At 62.8% G+C, this 15,788-nt stretch carries 14 protein-coding genes; 7 read left to right on the forward strand and 7 right to left on the reverse strand.

Features of this window, described 5'->3' with window-relative positions; translation table 11 throughout:
- The first annotated feature begins 51 nt into the window (after window positions 1-51).
- Complete coding sequence (locus ASU23_RS14785; RefSeq protein ID WP_054187841.1) at window positions 52-411, forward strand: nuclear transport factor 2 family protein; 360 nt, start codon at window positions 52-54, stop codon at window positions 409-411.
- Between the two features lie 15 nt (window positions 412-426).
- Here the strand turns inward: ASU23_RS14785 and ASU23_RS14790 are convergent, their stop codons facing one another.
- The gene (locus ASU23_RS14790; RefSeq protein ID WP_074447122.1) at window positions 427-1,698 is read right to left on the reverse strand and encodes an ROK family transcriptional regulator; all 1,272 of its coding nucleotides are present in this window, start codon (window positions 1,696-1,698) and stop codon (window positions 427-429) included.
- A 342-nt stretch (window positions 1,699-2,040) separates the two neighbouring features.
- Here ASU23_RS14790 and ASU23_RS14795 point away from each other — a divergent pair, with 342 nt between their 5' ends.
- Genes ASU23_RS14795 through ASU23_RS14805 form a run of 3 tightly spaced genes read left to right on the forward strand, consistent with a single transcriptional unit; the run spans window position 2,041 to window position 6,101 of the window.
- Window positions 2,041-3,018: a TauD/TfdA family dioxygenase gene (locus tag ASU23_RS14795; protein WP_042452972.1), complete on the forward strand. Its 978-nt coding sequence runs from the start codon at window positions 2,041-2,043 to the stop codon at window positions 3,016-3,018.
- On the forward strand, window positions 3,015-5,336 hold the full coding sequence (locus tag ASU23_RS14800; protein WP_058038162.1) for an arylsulfatase: 2,322 nt from the start codon (window positions 3,015-3,017) through the stop codon (window positions 5,334-5,336). Before ASU23_RS14795 ends, ASU23_RS14800 begins: the two co-directional genes overlap by 4 nt.
- 15 nt (window positions 5,337-5,351) lie before the next feature.
- Window positions 5,352-6,101, forward strand: a complete 750-nt coding sequence (locus ASU23_RS14805) for an SDR family NAD(P)-dependent oxidoreductase (protein ID WP_003942076.1) — start codon at window positions 5,352-5,354, stop codon at window positions 6,099-6,101.
- Between the two features lie 15 nt (window positions 6,102-6,116).
- Here ASU23_RS14805 and ASU23_RS14810 read toward each other — a convergent pair whose 3' ends face one another.
- The 4 genes from ASU23_RS14810 to ASU23_RS14825 all read right to left on the reverse strand — a co-directional run bounded on the left by ASU23_RS14810 (window position 6,117) and on the right by ASU23_RS14825 (window position 10,803).
- Window positions 6,117-6,875 carry an ESX secretion-associated protein EspG gene (locus ASU23_RS14810; protein ID WP_058038163.1) on the reverse strand — a complete coding sequence of 253 codons (759 nt, stop codon included), beginning with the start codon at window positions 6,873-6,875 and terminating at the stop codon, window positions 6,117-6,119.
- Window positions 6,872-8,410, reverse strand: a complete 1,539-nt coding sequence (locus ASU23_RS14815) for a hypothetical protein (protein ID WP_058038164.1) — start codon at window positions 8,408-8,410, stop codon at window positions 6,872-6,874. The genes ASU23_RS14810 and ASU23_RS14815 overlap by 4 nt, the downstream gene beginning before the upstream one ends.
- 120 nt (window positions 8,411-8,530) lie before the next feature.
- On the reverse strand, window positions 8,531-9,727 hold the full coding sequence (locus tag ASU23_RS14820; protein ID WP_058038165.1) for an Ig-like domain-containing protein: 1,197 nt from the start codon (window positions 9,725-9,727) through the stop codon (window positions 8,531-8,533).
- A 32-nt stretch (window positions 9,728-9,759) separates the two neighbouring features.
- Window positions 9,760-10,803, reverse strand: a complete 1,044-nt coding sequence (locus tag ASU23_RS14825; RefSeq protein WP_058038183.1) for a UDP-N-acetylmuramate dehydrogenase — start codon at window positions 10,801-10,803, stop codon at window positions 9,760-9,762.
- A gap of 74 nt (window positions 10,804-10,877) precedes the next feature.
- Here ASU23_RS14825 and ASU23_RS14830 point away from each other — a divergent pair, with 74 nt between their 5' ends.
- From ASU23_RS14830 to ASU23_RS14840, 3 genes are all read left to right on the forward strand, one after another.
- A complete protein-coding gene (locus ASU23_RS14830; RefSeq protein WP_042452956.1) occupies window positions 10,878-11,375 on the forward strand; it encodes a DUF2505 domain-containing protein in 498 nt (165 codons plus the stop codon).
- A 76-nt stretch (window positions 11,376-11,451) separates the two neighbouring features.
- On the forward strand, window positions 11,452-11,952 hold the full coding sequence (locus tag ASU23_RS14835; RefSeq protein WP_007735352.1) for a DUF2505 domain-containing protein: 501 nt from the start codon (window positions 11,452-11,454) through the stop codon (window positions 11,950-11,952).
- 7 nt (window positions 11,953-11,959) lie between these two features.
- The gene (locus ASU23_RS14840; RefSeq protein ID WP_007735354.1) at window positions 11,960-12,748 is read left to right on the forward strand and encodes a hypothetical protein; all 789 of its coding nucleotides are present in this window, start codon (window positions 11,960-11,962) and stop codon (window positions 12,746-12,748) included.
- A gap of 70 nt (window positions 12,749-12,818) precedes the next feature.
- On the opposite strand, the gene ASU23_RS14845 is transcribed toward ASU23_RS14840, so the two are convergent.
- Window positions 12,819-14,864, reverse strand: a complete 2,046-nt coding sequence (locus tag ASU23_RS14845; protein WP_058038166.1) for an Ig-like domain-containing protein — start codon at window positions 14,862-14,864, stop codon at window positions 12,819-12,821.
- Window positions 14,865-15,174: 310 nt separating this feature from the next.
- Entirely contained in the window at window positions 15,175-15,753 is a 579-nt protein-coding gene (locus ASU23_RS14850; RefSeq protein ID WP_003941523.1) for a hypothetical protein, read from the reverse strand.
- Between the last annotated feature and the right edge of the window lie 35 nt (window positions 15,754-15,788).

Consider the following 15,788-nt stretch of genomic DNA (forward strand, 5'->3'; position numbering starts at 1 on the left):
GAGACAAACTAGATCTTGGACTTATCGCCGGTGCGGTAGAACGATGGAAGCATGACAACAACAGATGACGTTCAGAAGGCCGGAACCCCGGAAGACATCGCGAAGCTTTTCGTGCAGTTTGCCAACGCTGGTGACGCAGACGCCGTCGCCGCACTTTACGAGGAGGATGCGGTGATGGCCTTCCCGCCCGGGTCCCTCACCGTGGGCCGCCAAGCCATCCGCGAGGTGATCTCTCAGATGCTGGCAGCTGCACCGAGATTCACCGTCGAGGAATCTCTACCGACGGTGATCAGCGGCGACCTGGCAATGACCTCGACCAAACCTTCCGACGGAACCGGCGGGCGCACGCAGGTCGCGCGCCGCCAGCCCGACGGATCATGGTTGCGAGTCTTGGATCGACCGGAACTCTGACTACCCTCTTCGCAGTCAGACGGCCGACGCGCGGCGCATAGCCGCAGCGGGATCAGCAAACAGTGAGCTCAGTGACACGACCGTGGAAGCGTATTCCTGAACCCGATTGCCGAAACCGGTAATTCGAATGTCCTTACGCTCCAAGGAGGATGCCGTCGAGAAGGCCTCGGCGACATGGGGCACCCCGGCGGGATAGTCGGTAAATGCCTGACCACCCAGAATCACCCGATCCGGGTTGAACAGGTCACGCAGCATCGCCACTGTCCGGCCGAGGACGCGTGCTCGATCAACCAGAAGCTCGTGTGCCGGAATGGAACCCGACGACGCGGCCCGGTAGACGTCCGCGATCGTGACACGCTCGCTGCCCTGGATCACGGCGCCCGAAGACAAAGCCTGCGCGACTACGGCGCGGTCACTGATCGTCGCTTCAAGGCAACCCACGGCTCCGCAGGTGCACCGTGCGGACGAACCGGTGGGGAGGTGCGCGATCGAACCGGGTCCGCTGGACGGCGTGTGCACTCGCCCTTCGAAAGTGATTGCGATGCCGGCAGTTTCACGAGCGTAGAAGTACAAGCCGGTAGTGCCCGGCGTCGGGGCTTCGGCACGATCGGTGCTGAGCAGAAGTTCCGACGCAGCCATCGCCTCGACGTGGGCGGCTACCGATACAGGGAGATCCAAGCCGGCTCCGATGATGGACCCGACCTTGGCGCCCTTCCATCCCAGACGCGGGTGATCGACGACTCCGGTCGCTGAATCGACGCGACCGCCGATGGCCACGCCGACGGCGAGCGGACGACGCTTGTGCCACCGCGAGGCAAAGGATTTGGCCGAGCGCGCAATGGTGGCAAGCGCGACAGCAGAATTGGTGGCAGGCGTCGGAATCTCGACGGCGCCGAGCACCTTTCCACGAATGTCGCTGGCAATGATGCTGGTGACGACGGCACCGATGTGGATGCCGACTGTCAGATAAGGCTCGTGGTTGACCTCGAACGGAACTCGCGGACGCCCGATTGCTCCGGAGGCCGTCAGGTCCGCGCGTTCGCGCAGGATCCCGAGGTCCAGCAGGCTCGTGACCTGCCGGTTCACGGTGGCGATGCTCAGTCCTGATGCCTTTGCCGCAGTGTCACGTGAGAGCGGCCCACGGGATCGAGCAATGCGCAACACAGTCGCGGACGGGCCGTCGGCGATGCGTAGTTCGGGCGCAACTATCTGGGTACGGGTCCGGGTTCCCGAGAGCGCGGTTCGCGATCGGATGTTCGGAATGGCGGAGATTGTGGGTGTCGACATGGCTGTCCCTTGCAGAAGGAGGAGAAGGCGCATATCTCTGTCGACCGAGAAATCAGCGTTTCCACTGGTCACACGAAGAAATAGACAGAAAAGGCGCAGAAATTAGCTGCAGAAAGAACGGCGGCGACAACACAGCTCTCGCGCCAGAGGCAGACGCGAACCAAGCGCAGCGGTCACATAGGTGACCCGCAAAGCGGCAGGCTGGTCGGTCGACATGGCTCCAAAAGTAGCAGCTTCACCGAGATTCACAAATCAGGTGCGGTAACGATCACACTGAACGCAACCCTGTCGGGGCGAAATCTCGCGTGTTTGGGTGGGCACACTCCCCACGAAAGGTGCACCATGTCTACAGCTTTCGCCAAGCCGACCCTCACAAATTCGGCATCAACGAACGGAGCGGCCGTTGACGCCGCTCGCGGCACTGTCACCACCCTCGGCGCGCATATCGGCGCCCGAATCGACGGAATCACTCTCGGCGGGCATCTCGACCCGGCGACGATTTCCCTCATCCGGCAAGCACTTCTCGAACACAAGGTGATCTTCTTTCGCGGGCAAGACCACCTCGACAACGATTCGCAGTACGAGTTCGCCCAGCTGCTGGGTACCCCGACCACTGCCCACCCCACCGTGAAGTCGCACGGCGCAAAAGTTCTGCCCATCGACTCGGACCTGGGCAAGGCCAACAGCTGGCACACCGACGTCACCTTCGTCGACCGCATCCCCAAGGCTTCGATCCTGCGCGCGGTGCAGCTACCCGAATACGGCGGTTCCACGACGTGGGCGTCAGGGGTAGCCGCCTACAACGGACTGCCGGATCCGCTCAAGGCGCTCGCGGAGAACCTCTGGGCTCGCCACACAAACGTCTACGACTATGCGGCAACCAGCGCCGAGCGGCTCACCGAAGATCGCACGGCCGCCTACCGCGAGGAGTTCCAGTCCACGTACTTCGAGACGGAACACCCGGTGGTGCGGGTCCACCCCGAAACCGGAGAACGCACGCTCGTCCTCGGACATTTTGTCAAGAACTTCGTCGGGTTGAGCACCGAACAGTCGAACGGTGTATTCAAGCTCTTGCAGGATCACGCCATCAAGCTCGAGTACACGACGCGGTGGAACTGGGAAGCGGGTGACGTCGCGATCTGGGACAACCGCGCCACCCAGCACTACGCGATCGCCGACTACGACGATCAGTACCGGCGTCTGGAGCGCATCACCCTTGCCGGCGACATCCCGGTCAACATCCACGGGGAACGAAGCCGCAGCATCGCCGGCGACGCTTCCGAATACTCGATCATCGAAGGCGCCTCGACTCTCCCATGACTTCACCGGATTCCGCCCCTCCTTCGCACGCCCGCGGATACGAAGGCTTCGAGGGTCGAATCGGCCGCACCGCAGCCGATTCGACCCCGTCGTGGCCCACCTCCACGACCCCGATTCCCGGATCACCCAACATCGTCGTGGTTCTGATCGACGACATGGGGTACAGCGACATCGGGCCGTTCGGCTCCGAGATCGAGACTCCCACCCTCGACCGCCTTGCCGCGCAGGGCATTCGGATGACCAACTATCACACGACGCCCCTCTGCTCGCCGTCGCGCGCAGCTCTTCTCACCGGCCTGAATCCGCACCGCGCCGGGTACGGTTTTGTCGCCAACGCCGATCCGGGCTACCCCGGACTGCGTCTGGAATTGGCCGACGACGTCCAGACACTCCCCGAAATCCTCCGCGGCGCGGGCTATGCGACCTATGCCGTCGGCAAGTGGCACCTCGTACGCGACGCCAACCTGGCCCCGGGACGAAGTCGTGACTCCTGGCCGACGCAGCGCGGTTTCGATCGCTACTACGGCTCACTCGAAGGCCTCAACTCCTTCTACTATCCCAATCAACTGATCTCCGACAATTCTGTGGTCGACGTGGACGAGTACCCCGAGGGGTACTACCTCACCGACGATCTGACCGACAAAGCGGTCGGGTACATCAAGGACCTCCGCGCCCACGATCAGGACAAGCCGTTCTTCCTCTACTTCGCACACGTCGCCATGCACGGACCGTTGCAGGCCAAGCCTGCCGACCAGGAAAAGTACCGCGGCCGCTACGACGAAGGGTGGGATCGAATCCGCGAGTCGCGGTTCGCCTCTCAGCTCGTGCAAGGCCTCTTTCCGGAAGGTACGCAACAAGCAGCGCGAAACTCCGAACCCGGCTTCGACGTCCCCGAATGGGAATCACTCACGCCGGAAGTGCAGTCCAGGTTCGCCCGCTACATGGAGGTGTACGCGGCGATGGTCGACTCGATCGATCAGAGCGTCGGACGCATCGTCGACACCCTGGACGAACTCGGCGAGCTCGACAACACGATCATCGTCTTCACCTCCGACAACGGCGGCACCGCCGAGGGCGGTTCGGACGGGACCCGAAGCTACTTCGCACAGTTCGCGCATATTCAGGATCCGGACTGGGTGGGCGATGTCCCCCACGACGAATCCCTCATCGGCGGCCCTGAATTGGGCGTCCACTATCCACGTGGATGGGGACAGACGTCCAACACCCCGTTCCGGTTCTACAAAGGGCAATCCTTTGCCGGCGGGATCCGTGTTCCTTTTCTCCTGTCCTGGCCCGCTGGATTGAAACCCGGAGCAGACGACAACGGGATTCGCGACCAGTTCGCGTACGTCACCGACCTGACCCCTACGCTGCTCGAACTGGCCGGAATCGACGCACCCAGTGTGCGAAACGGGCTCCCGGTGAAAGAGTTCGACGGGGTGTCTTCCGCGTCCGTTCTGCGTTCGTCTGCCGCTCCGAGCACTCACACCGAGCAGTACACCGAGATGACCGGCAACCGTGGCTACTACAAGGACGGCTGGAAACTGCTGGCTCTCACCCCGGCGGACATCGACAAACCGCACTGGCAGTTGTTCGACGTCCGCACCGACCCGACCGAGCTCGACGACCTGGCATCACGGTTTCCCGACAAGGTTCGCGAACTCGCCGAGGCCTGGGACCACTCGGCGTGGGCGAACACCGTGTTTCCTCTACTCGGCAATACCGTCGGCGCGGTTCGCCGTCCGGAGGAAGGAGCACTCTCACGCCCGGTGCGACTACTTGCCGGAACGCCCCCGCTGGAGCGCTACCGCTCATCCAAGCTGATCGGGTTCCGCGACTTCGACATCACGGTCGAACTCGACGGTTACCGCGAAAGTGACGCCGGTGTCCTTGTCGCCCATGGCGATCCGCAGGGTGGGTACCTTCTCTACGTCGAGGACGGGCACCTGCATCTCGGGTACAACGCGTTCGGTTCCTACTCCGTTGTCGACGCCGGACCGCTGGCGCTCGGCACCGAACGCATCGAGCTGTCGGTGACGGTGGTACCGCGGTTGCGTTGGGATCTCCACGTCAGCGTCGACGGCATTCACGCGGGCCGGCTGCTCGGGCAAGTACAACTGGTGGGAATGGCGCCGTGGACCGGTATCTCGGTCGGTGTCGACGCCAGGGGACCTGTGTCGTGGGAGGTACGACGACGCCATGGTCCCTTCCGGTATTGCGGCGCGCTGCGCGCCGTCACCTACACACCCGGTCGGATACAAGTACCGCGTCGTCACATCGAATCCATCGAACGGGAAGCAGAGTATGCCGCCGACTAGCCCTACGATTGCATCATGACCATTTCTTCCGATGCCCGCATCGCCGTAGTCACCGGAGCCAGCTCCGGAATCGGTGAGGCCACCGCCCGCACCCTGGCAGCTCAGGGATTCCACGTCGTGATCGGTGCTCGCCGCGTCGATCGTCTCGAGAAGATCGCCGAGGAAATCGGTGGTACCGCTCTCGAACTCGACGTCACCGACGAGGATTCCGTCGACGCGTTCGCGGCCGTGGTCCCACGTGTCGACGTGTTGGTCAACAACGCGGGTGGTGCAAAGGGTCTGGCAACAGTCCTGGACGCCGATCTGGACGACTGGCGGTGGATGTGGGAGACCAATGTTCTGGGCACGTTGCGTGTGACGAAGGCACTGCTGCCCAAGCTGATCGATTCGGGTGACGGTCTGGTCGTGACCATCACCTCGGTGGCCGCGCTGGAGGCATACGACAACGGCTCGGGCTACACCACCGCCAAGCACGCTCAAGCCGTCCTTCATCGGACATTGCGTGGTGAACTGTTGGGCAAGCCCGTTCGACTGACCGAAATCGCGCCGGGAGCCGTCGAGACGGAGTTCTCACTCGTCCGGTTCGAGGGCGATCAGGACAAGGCCGACAAGGTGTACGAGGGAATCACACCGTTGGTGGCGCAGGACATCGCCGAGATCATCGGTTTTGTCGCGTCGCGGCCGTCACATGTGAACCTCGATCAGATCATCGTCAAGCCGAGGGATCAGGCAAGCCCCGGTCGGTTCCACCGCACCACCAGCTAGTTCGAATCGTTCTGACTAACCAGTGCGAATCACCCGGTGCAGGACGAGGCCGAGATTGCGTGCAATCTCGGCCTCCGTCATTTCCGTGGAAGCGCTACGGGCACTTACGGTTTCACCAGCGGTGGCGATGTACCGACCATCTCCGGCATAGTCGTACCAGTGGAACGTTATTCCGTCGTCTGTCGGTCTGCTGTCCAGCGCTCCTCCCGGGTATGTGGTGACTTCACCTATCGAGGTCCGCTCTCGGCCGAAGAATCTGCTCACTTCCTCGCTCCCGCGCGCACCGGCAGCACTGCTCAGAAAGCTCGCTCTACCGGAAGTTTTCGGCCTTTCGATGCTCACACCACGCTCCGATCCAGCGGGGCAGGTCGGCAGGTGATCGACGAGCATCCGTGGAATTGCCGATGGGCGTACCACGGTGAAAACCACGTCGGAGCCACAGTCGACAGTTCTGCCGGGCAGTTGAGTCAGGAGCACCCCCAGGTCGCCGGCAACAACGCCGTGCAATCGCGTCACCGTACTCATGTTCTGCCCGTGAAAACCGGAAACCTCAACGCGAGCATCAGGATTCGCAAGAGCACCGAGAACGTGATGCAGCCGATCGTCGAGCAACCAAGCCAGGTGTGCTCCCGCTCGACGTCGCTCTTCTGTCAGCTCGTTCATGGTTTCGGCCGTCGGACGAAACCGCAGCGGGTACGGGAGTCGGTCACGTCCGACCGCTTCCCAGAGAATCTGGAATTCGAGGCCGGTGAACTGCCACTGCATGGTGGTCATTCGCCCAGCACCGCCGGGGAGACCATCGGTAGGTCGCCGACCAGGGCATTGCCGTTCTCGACTGTGACGAGGTAGCCGGGGGTGTCGTGAACGTTGTCTTCGTCTTGCCCTTGCCCTCGTCCCGGTGCCATGCCGCCGACGCCACCCATCGCGCCCCGACCGCTCTGCGCGCCCGTCGCCGAGGTACCGCCAGTTCCGTTGACGCCCCCACGCCCGCCATTGGCGAGGCCGCCCACGCCGCCAGGGCCGAGGGCTCCGACTCCGGTTCCGCCTGGCCCGAAGCCTCCGGTACCGATTCCACCAGCAGGACCACCACCCGAACCGCTACCTACCAGGCCTGACGGCGTTCCGGAACCAAGCTGAGCGCCATTCGGAGTTGCACGAGCTAGGCCATCTGGCGCTGCACCGGCGGACAGTGGACCGGCATGTGCCGCCGTGGTCCCGGCCGGGTCGGAATCGGTTCCGGATCGAACTGCATCGACGTTCGGATTCCCTTGGGCATCAACGCCGCTACGGTTGTCACCATTTCCGGAATCGGTGCCGGATAGATTCTGACCGGAACCGTCTCCGGCCGGGTTTGCACCGCCGGAGTTTCCACCGTCCGCTCCCCCACCGACTCCGCCACCCGATGTAGATGGCGTGCCGAGCCCGTTTCCTGGACCCGAAAAGTTCCCGCCGTCGGCACCACCACCACCGAATGCACCGCCACTTCCAGCCCCGCCACTTCCAGCCCCTCCACCGCCGGTGACCGGATTGAATGCGGCCGGGAGGATCGGCACCTGATCGTCCGCACGCTTCATGGACGGCAGATACACGTCCTTCATCACCTGGCGCGCTTGACGTTCGGCTTCTTCCGCTTCGTATTGGGCCTGCTTCCATGTAGCCCCGGGAACCATGCTGAGAAACCTCTCGACCGTCGAGGCGCCGTCGGGTGCCGGAATCGAGCGTTTTGCCTCGTCGAGTGCGATCTTCGCCTCTTCGATCTTGTTCGAGATCAGATCGACCCGCACCTTCAGCTCACCCGCATCAGCCGAGTAGGCCAGCACTGCTTCCAGCGCAGCCGAGCCGCCGCGCCCCTGCCAGCCTTCGGTGATCGCACCGTTCACGTCGTTCTGGAACTTCCCGATGCCGGCTTCGACCCGGCCTGCAATGGCCTTCCAAGCCTCACCGATCGCACTCAGGGTTGCCGGATTCATCTCGTTGACGTGGTCGAAGATTTCGGAGTGCGACATCGCATCGAACGGATCGTCGTCCACGATTGCGTGTTCGCTGTACTCGAGCGACGACGTCTGAGCGGTGAGGGCATCGCGCTCACCCCAGGCTCGTGCGCGCTCCACATTGGCGTCGACGGTCGCAGCAGCCATCTCGTCGTCGAACGCGCCGCGGTCGTCGGTTATGGATTGCACCAGAGCAGATGTAGCGATTGCGCTCGCGATGGGAGTGCCGACAACTGGCAATGCCGCCACGCCGGGAGGCACGGCCTGCGTCGCTTCGGAGATTCTTCCCAGCACGTCTTCCAGAAATGGAATGCCCACCGCTGTCCCCCTGAAGTCGAAAACCCCCGTCGGACTCCCCCGAGCCGACAGCACTTACCTGTACAGACGCAAGCAGAGCCCGGACGGTTCCCTCATCCACGGATTTACCGCAGTACAGAGTTACGGCAGTGCCGACATCGACTTCCAGGTCGGCAGATCGATTGCCCAGTCGTAGATGTCGCCGTCCGCAGGAGACAGGTCGATCGACGTGCCGGTCACCTCGACGGGGTCACCGTAGAGGGCCGTTCCGAAGTATTCCTGCGCGTCGGATGTCGACAGGTTGATGCAACCGTTCGTGACGTTCGACGAGCCCTGCACCCCGGTGGTCTCAGGATTGGCGTGGATGAATTCGCCGTTGTTGGAGATGCGCACCGCCCAACGCTCACGCACGTTCTCGTAGAACGGCGGATTGGACATCATGAAGTCTTCGTACTTCTCCGTCACCATGTGAATGCCGCTGCGCGTGACGTTGCGAGGTTCGTTTCCCTCGCCGTAGCTGACGGGAATGTCCATGATCGTCTGACCGTCGCGCACCACCTGCATGCGGTGGCTCGGCGCATTCGCCTTCACGATCTGGCTACGACCGATCGTGAAGTCGAGCGTGAGATCCTGGTCGCCGAAGGCGCCACCGCCGAAGTTCAAGCCGTAGAGCTTGGCGTCCAGATGGACAGTCGTGCCCGGCACCCAGTAATCGGCCGGACGCCAATGGGCCCGCGATCCGCCGTTGTCGTCGGCCAGCCAAGCCCACGATCCGGCGGTGGGCGGAACGGTGGTCACGACAAGTGCCTTCTCGACGGCCGCCTTGTCGACGACGGAGTTGTCGAACTGCAACGTGATCGGTGCCGCGATGCCAACTTCTTGGCCGTCGGCGATGTTGAGGGTGGCGCCGGTGGTCGACTCCGGGGCAACCGTCGTAAAGCTCCCTTGGACTGGCACGGATTTACCGTCGGTCCCGGTTGCCGAGCCCGACCACGAATACGTGGTGCCGTAGCCGAGTGCCTCACTGACGGTGAACGATGTCTTGTCAGGCGACAATTGTCCTGCAACGGCTTTACCGGCTGCGTTGCTGAGGCTGACGTCGGACAGCGTTCCCTGGGTCACCGCCACCGAGACGGGAGCGACCGGGCTGACATCTTTGGTGCCGGGCGCCGGCGTCGACACCACAGTCGCCACCGGTGCTGGTTCGGCGGCCGCCGCGCCGCCCTGTCCGTCCTTGCCGCCGATCGTGCAGCCGACGACGGCCACCATCACAGCGAGCAATACAGCTACCAACGCAACAAGACGCGAACGACTTCTCCTACCACCCAGCTCATGCACTTCAACAGGCTACCTGCGGGCTCTGTCAGGAGTCAGACGGTGCAGCCCACAGTTACCGGTTCCGGTTCCAGGTGGACACCGAACGCGGCTTCGACGCCGTCGCGTACTGTCCGCGCGAGCGAGACCACATCCGCGCTCGTTGCCGACCCTCTGTTGGTCAACGCCAAGGTGTGTTTGGTCGACAGCCTGGCCGGTGCATCTTCACCGGGATAACCCTTCGAGAATCCGGCCCGTTCGATCAACCATCCGGCCGAGAGCTTGGTTCCACCGCTGCCCGGGAACTGCGGCACTGTGACGTCTCCGAGCTGTTCGGTTATTGCTCCGAGCACGGCGGGCAGCTTGTCGTCCGGCACCACGGGGTTGGTGAAGAAGGAACCCGCGCTCCAGGTGTCGTGGTCGTACGGATCGAGCACCATCGCCTTACCCGTCCGAAGTCCCAGAACTGCCTCGCGGACCTGCGACGCAGGTAACCGCTCGCCTTCTTCGGCCCCGAGTGCGGTGAACAGTTCGCGGTACGCGAGCGGGGCACTCAGTCCGTCGGTCGACGCATCGAATTCGACGGCGAGAACCACTGCTGCATCGGAATGCTTGAGGACGCTCGACCGGTAACCCAATTCGAGTTTCGACGGTTCGACCCACGACACTTCGCTACTGCGTCGGTCGAGCAATTGAACCCGCCGGAGCCGCGAGCCCACCTCGACGCCGTACGCGCCGACGTTCTGCACCGGCGTCGCACCGGTCGAGCCCGGAATCCCGGACAGGCACTCGAGGCCACCCAGTTCCGCGGCGACCGATTGACCGACTACTTCGTCCCACACGGCACCCGCTTCGGCAACGACGCGGTCCGTGTCGAGGCTCACGGTGGTGTTGGCCACACGAACGACAACTCCGTCGAATCCCGAGTCGGAGATCACGAGATTGGATCCGCCGGCGAGAATCAGCGTCGGGATCTGCTCGCGATCGAGCAGCGTCACGACGTCGATCAACGACTGCGTCGTCGGACATTCGGCGAGCAGCCGCGCCGGTCCCCCGATTCGGAGCGTCGTCAATCCCGACAAGTCAACGTTCTCGGACACGAAAGCGCCTGATTCCACGACGCGTCTGCCAATGGTTACGTCCCACACATCGATAAACGGTAGCCTCCACAATCGTGAGCCGTCGCATCGAGCATTCGTCGAAGTACACAGTCCCCGCCGAGAAGGTCCATGAGGCGGTGACCTCCGAGCAGTACTGGCGCGACCGAATCGTCGCTGTCGGTGGTCCCGGCGCAACGATCGAAGAGCTGACCGTTCGCGACGAGACCGTCGCGGTCACGATGTCGCAGATCATTGCCGCAGAGCATCTCCCCAGCATGGTGTCGAAAGTCGTCAACGGCGACATCGTCATCAAGCGCAGTGAAACGATGGCGCCTTTCAAGGACGGCAAGGCCACCGGCACCTTCTCCGCCCACGTCGACGGCGTTCCCGCCCGTGTCGAGGGCACGCAGGTGCTGACAGGTGACGAGAACTCCGCCACTCTCGAGATCGACGGTGAGGTCGAGGTCAAGATCCCGTTCCTCGGCGGAAAGATCGAAAGTGCGATTGTCGACGAGGTTGTCCGGCTCATCCAAGCCGAACAGGATTTCACCCGGGAGTGGATCACGAAGTAAAACCCTGCGGGCGGCGGCAGTTGTGGATACAGCCGATTTGGCTTGTCACAGCGTGTAACCGGTATTCTTTCCGATCATGGCTCGCCGCATCGACTACTCCGCCCGCTATCAGCACTCCCCCGAGCAGGTCTATGCGGCGCTGGCGGACCGCTCGTACTGGGAGGCCCGTGTCGAGGAGATGCGCAAGCATTCCGAGAACCATGTGGAACATTTCGAGGTCACCGATTCCGGAATCGATCTCGTGCTCCACCACATTCTTCCGCGCACGGATTTGCCTGACATCGCTCAGACAGTGATGAAGAAGGATCTTGTCATCACTCGTAAGGAGTCGTACGGCGCCTTCGGTGACACCGTGACCGGAACGTACGAAGCGTCCATCCCGGCCGGGCCGGGGAGTTTGTCCGGCACCATGGAGTTGTTCGCGACCGATACCGGGTCCACGCTGCGAACCACGTCCGAGGCCAAGGTCTTCATACCGTTCATCGGCGCGAAGTTGGAGCAACTGATGCTCATCAACCTCGTAGACCTGTTCCGCACCGAAGCCCAGGTCACCGCGACCTGGCTCGCCGCACGCTGAACCCGGCGTGAAGAAAGCTCCACCCCCGAAGATCGAGGGGGTCATCACCCGTGGCACGACGGGAATCAACAGACTGCGACGTAGTGACCGGTGGATCGTGCACAACCGCACTATCGCGCACGCCCTGAACAACGCGACCGATCCGTTGATCGTCGACCTCGGGTACGGGGCGAGGCCGGACACCACCTTCGAGATGGCAAGCCGCCTCACCGCTGTCCGGCGGGATCGACGCGTCATCGGGCTCGAGATCGACCCCGCCCGCGTGGTCGAGAGTCGTGACGGTGTCAGCTTCGCCCGTGGTGGATTCGAACTTGCCGGTCTCACACCCGTCTTCGTACGCGCCTTCAACGTGCTCCGGCAGTACCCGGAGGAGGCTGTGGACTCTGCGTGGGCACACATTCAGTCCGGTCTCGCACCGGGCGGGCTGCTACTCGACGGAACCTGCGACGAACTCGGGAGACGTTGCGCCTGGGTGCTTCTCGACGCTGATCGTCCATTGACCCTGACACTGGCCTGGGATCCCTTCGACATCGAGCGCCCTTCCGACATCGCGGAACGTCTCCCGAAGGCTCTCATCCACCGCAACGTTCCCGGTGAGCCGATCCACGCGTTGCTCAGCGCGGCCGATCGAGCCTGGGCCACCGCCGCGCCGCACGCCTCGTTCGGACCTCGCCATCGTTGGGCTGCCGCATTGGAAATTCTTCGGGCGCAAGGAATTCCCGTGCAGCCCGCGCGGCGACGTCTTCGTGACTGCATCCTGACCGTGCCCTGGCACGTCGTAGCGCCGAATCCCTGAACTCACAGACGGGAAACGCCCCGCCGCGGAGGTGTTCTCCGCGGCGAGGCGTCTGTGTGCAGGCGTCGGGCTAGGACCCGAAGATGTTTTCCAGGCTTCCCAGTGAACCGGTCGAACTACCGCCGTTGCCGGGATCGCCGCCGTCGGACGCTGCCGTCACCTTGACGGTGACTGCGGCCTGGGTCTCGGAACCGAGATAGCCGTCAGTTCCACTGAACACCGCGGTGATTCGGCGATCTCCGAGTTCAGTGAAGGTGTGCGAGAGCGTGGCCTTACCGTTCACCACCGCAACCGGTCCACCGATCGGGGTGGTTCCGTCCATGAACTGGACCGTTCCTGCGCTGAGCGTAGGTACCACTGCCGCAACAAGATCGACCTTCGCGCCCTTGACCGCTGACGCCGGAGCGCTCACGGTGATGGACGTTTCCTGATCCTCCGCGGCCGGAGCCGTGACCGAAACCGACTGAGCGGCCGAGGTAGAGGTGAGGAATCCTGTTGCACCCGAGTAGACGGCCGTGATGTCGTGCGTACCGACGCTCGCGAACTCGTGCATGATCGACGCCTTGCCCTCGACGACCGGCACCGGCGAGCCGAGATTGCCCGAGCCGTCCTTGAACTGCACTGTGCCGCCCACCGGCGTCGGCGTAACGGTTACGGACAGACCAACTGCCGTACCGGTTTTTGCATCCGCCGGAACGGTCAAGACCGTCTGGGTCTGCTGGTCGGTGGGAGCCGGCGCCTTGACGTTCACGGTCTGGGCGTTCGATGTCGAACCCAAGTAGTTGCCCGAGCCCGAGAACACTGCGGTGATGCTGTACTCGCCCGCCACGTTGAAGGTCGGCGTGGTTGTTGCCTTACCTGAGGCATCCACGGGAACCGGGGATCCCAGATCCCTGCCACCTTCCTTGAACTGCACGGTTCCGCCTGCAGCACCGGTCGAGACGGAGGCAGTGAACGACAAGGCCTCCCCTGTCGAACCTGTCGACGGGCCGACGAGGGTAGTCGTTGTGTTCTCCTCGACCACCACCGGAGCGACTGTCAGCGCATGCGGCGCTGACGTCGAAGTCTGGTAGACACCGGAACCGGAGTACACCGCCACGATCGAATGCGCGCCTTCTGCATAGGAATTCGTCAGCGAGGCCTTGCCGTTGGCATCGACGGTAACGGCGCCGCCGAGGTCGGTTGCACCGTCTTTGAACTGCACCGTGCCACCCGCCGGAGTAGGCGACACCGTAGCCTCGACGGTCACGGACTCACCTGCAACTGCACTTGCGGGACCGGTGATCGCGGTTGCAGTGCTCTTGTCCGCTTCGGACACGACGACGTCGACAGCCGACGACGTGGAGGTCGCCACCTTTGCATTACCGAGATACTTGGCCGTCACGCTGTGGGTTCGGACGTCAGCCGGTGTCCAGGCAAGTGTTGCAACACCATTACCGAGCGCGCCCGCACCGATCTTGGTGGCGCCGTCGAAGAACTCCACCGAATCACCGTCGGCACCACCGGTCACCGTCGCACTCAACGTCACCGGTTGCCCCACCTGAGCGCCACCGACGGGAGCAAGTGCCGTCGTCGAGACGTTCTTCTGAACCCTCACCGACGGACCGACACCCTTGAGTTGACCCGAACCCAATGTCCCACTGACATGCAACTCGGTCATCAAATCCACATCACGAGCACACCCCGCGCCGACCGTGTAACTGAACTCAACCGTCCGGAACTTCGGATTGATCAAACCGCCGTTCCAGTACACCGCCCAACTACCCGAGATCTTCGCATAATCAGAACGAACCTCGACGTCATTGCGACCGATCACCGAACCGTCAACCTTGGCCGAATCAGTAACGTAGGTAAGACAATCCGGATGAACATCTTTGACCTGCTGAAGGTACTCGAGAGTCCCCGTACGAGTCAGCACCGACTTCACCGTAATCGTCTCCCCCTCATTGGGAGTTCCGTTCGAGACAGTGCGCACAACCTTGTAGTCATGCACATTTCCCTCCGCCGTCACCGGAGCCGCACCAGCAACCCCGACACCCGCAACCACCGCGAAGCCCGCAGAAACAGCAAAAACACTCAACCCACCGACAACACGACGAACACCACTCACGGACATCCAGATCCCTCTCGACAACGGGGCAGACAGGCGTCCAGGACAAGCGTCCGTCTGCTTTCGATGCCGTGACGTTATCCCATTGACTGTAAAGTAACTACGCTTTTCGCAGATTTAGTTCATCGGCGACATCGCCGAACTGCAGTAACAGTGGGCTGAACGTCCCGAACCGCACATCTGGATGCGTTCTTACCTGCGCTAAAGACAAAACAGTCGCCCGAAAATAGCGATTTACAAATCTCTGATATCGGCGTCATATTCGATTTCGGGCGTGATGCCAGAAGGTCGCAGGAGCCTCGAAGATCTCTCTCGGCTACAGGCTTGCGGCCAGAGCCAACTCGACCCGAACAGCAACGTCGACGCTCGCGTTCTCACACGAGAGATACAGCTCGTGCGCGTCCAGTCGACCTATCGCGACCGCATCGGCGACTACTTCGTTGAGCAGGACTTGAGAAATTCCACCGGAAGCGAGGTCGTGCACGGTACGCAAAGGCGTGGTGATGCGGATGGGCCCGATCTGTTCACACTCGTCGTCCGCGAGCGGCAGTCGGTGCAGTGCTACCTGGCGGGTCGGCGCCGCGAGAGGGTGCGCAACGGAGAGGTGAATGAAGCGAGGTTGGAGGTGCCCGAGGCCATGCAGATCTGCGGCACTGTAGTGCGAGACGGTGGCGCTACCGGCGAACCACGTGCACCACTTCGCGAACTCGTCCAAGGCGGTATGTCTGACGCGTTCGAGGCGAAAAAGCCCGCGGCACTCACATGTCCATGTTCCGGATTCCGTCATTTCTTCCATCAACGCCAGACCGAAACCCAGTTCGGATGCCTGGAGAGCCGTGACAAATCCGCACTGTCGCAGCGCCAGCAGCTCGAGTGATTCGTAGTCCGAAGCCATGACCACCTCCGGTGACCGTCGAAAACGCCGTTTCG

This window comes from Rhodococcus sp. KB6 (assembly GCF_001445685.1).
GTDB lineage: Bacteria > Actinomycetota > Actinomycetes > Mycobacteriales > Mycobacteriaceae > Rhodococcus_F > Rhodococcus_F qingshengii.

Bases quoted from the DNA above. Each gene is read 5' to 3' on its own strand.
- ASU23_RS14850 (WP_003941523.1), bottom strand. From the start codon at position 15,753: ATGGCTTCGGACTACGAATCACTCGAGCTGCTGGCGCTGCGACAGTGC.
- ASU23_RS14835 (WP_007735352.1), top strand. From the start codon at position 11,452: ATGGCTCGCCGCATCGACTACTCCGCCCGCTATCAGCACTCCCCCGAG.
- ASU23_RS14795 (WP_042452972.1), top strand. From the start codon at position 2,041: ATGTCTACAGCTTTCGCCAAGCCGACCCTCACAAATTCGGCATCAACG.
- ASU23_RS14790 (WP_074447122.1), bottom strand. From the start codon at position 1,698: ATGTCGACACCCACAATCTCCGCCATTCCGAACATCCGATCGCGAACC.
- ASU23_RS14845 (WP_058038166.1), bottom strand. From the start codon at position 14,864: ATGTCCGTGAGTGGTGTTCGTCGTGTTGTCGGTGGGTTGAGTGTTTTT.
- ASU23_RS14785 (WP_054187841.1), top strand. From the start codon at position 52: ATGACAACAACAGATGACGTTCAGAAGGCCGGAACCCCGGAAGACATC.
- ASU23_RS14810 (WP_058038163.1), bottom strand. From the start codon at position 6,875: ATGACCACCATGCAGTGGCAGTTCACCGGCCTCGAATTCCAGATTCTC.
- ASU23_RS14800 (WP_058038162.1), top strand. From the start codon at position 3,015: ATGACTTCACCGGATTCCGCCCCTCCTTCGCACGCCCGCGGATACGAA.
- ASU23_RS14805 (WP_003942076.1), top strand. From the start codon at position 5,352: ATGACCATTTCTTCCGATGCCCGCATCGCCGTAGTCACCGGAGCCAGC.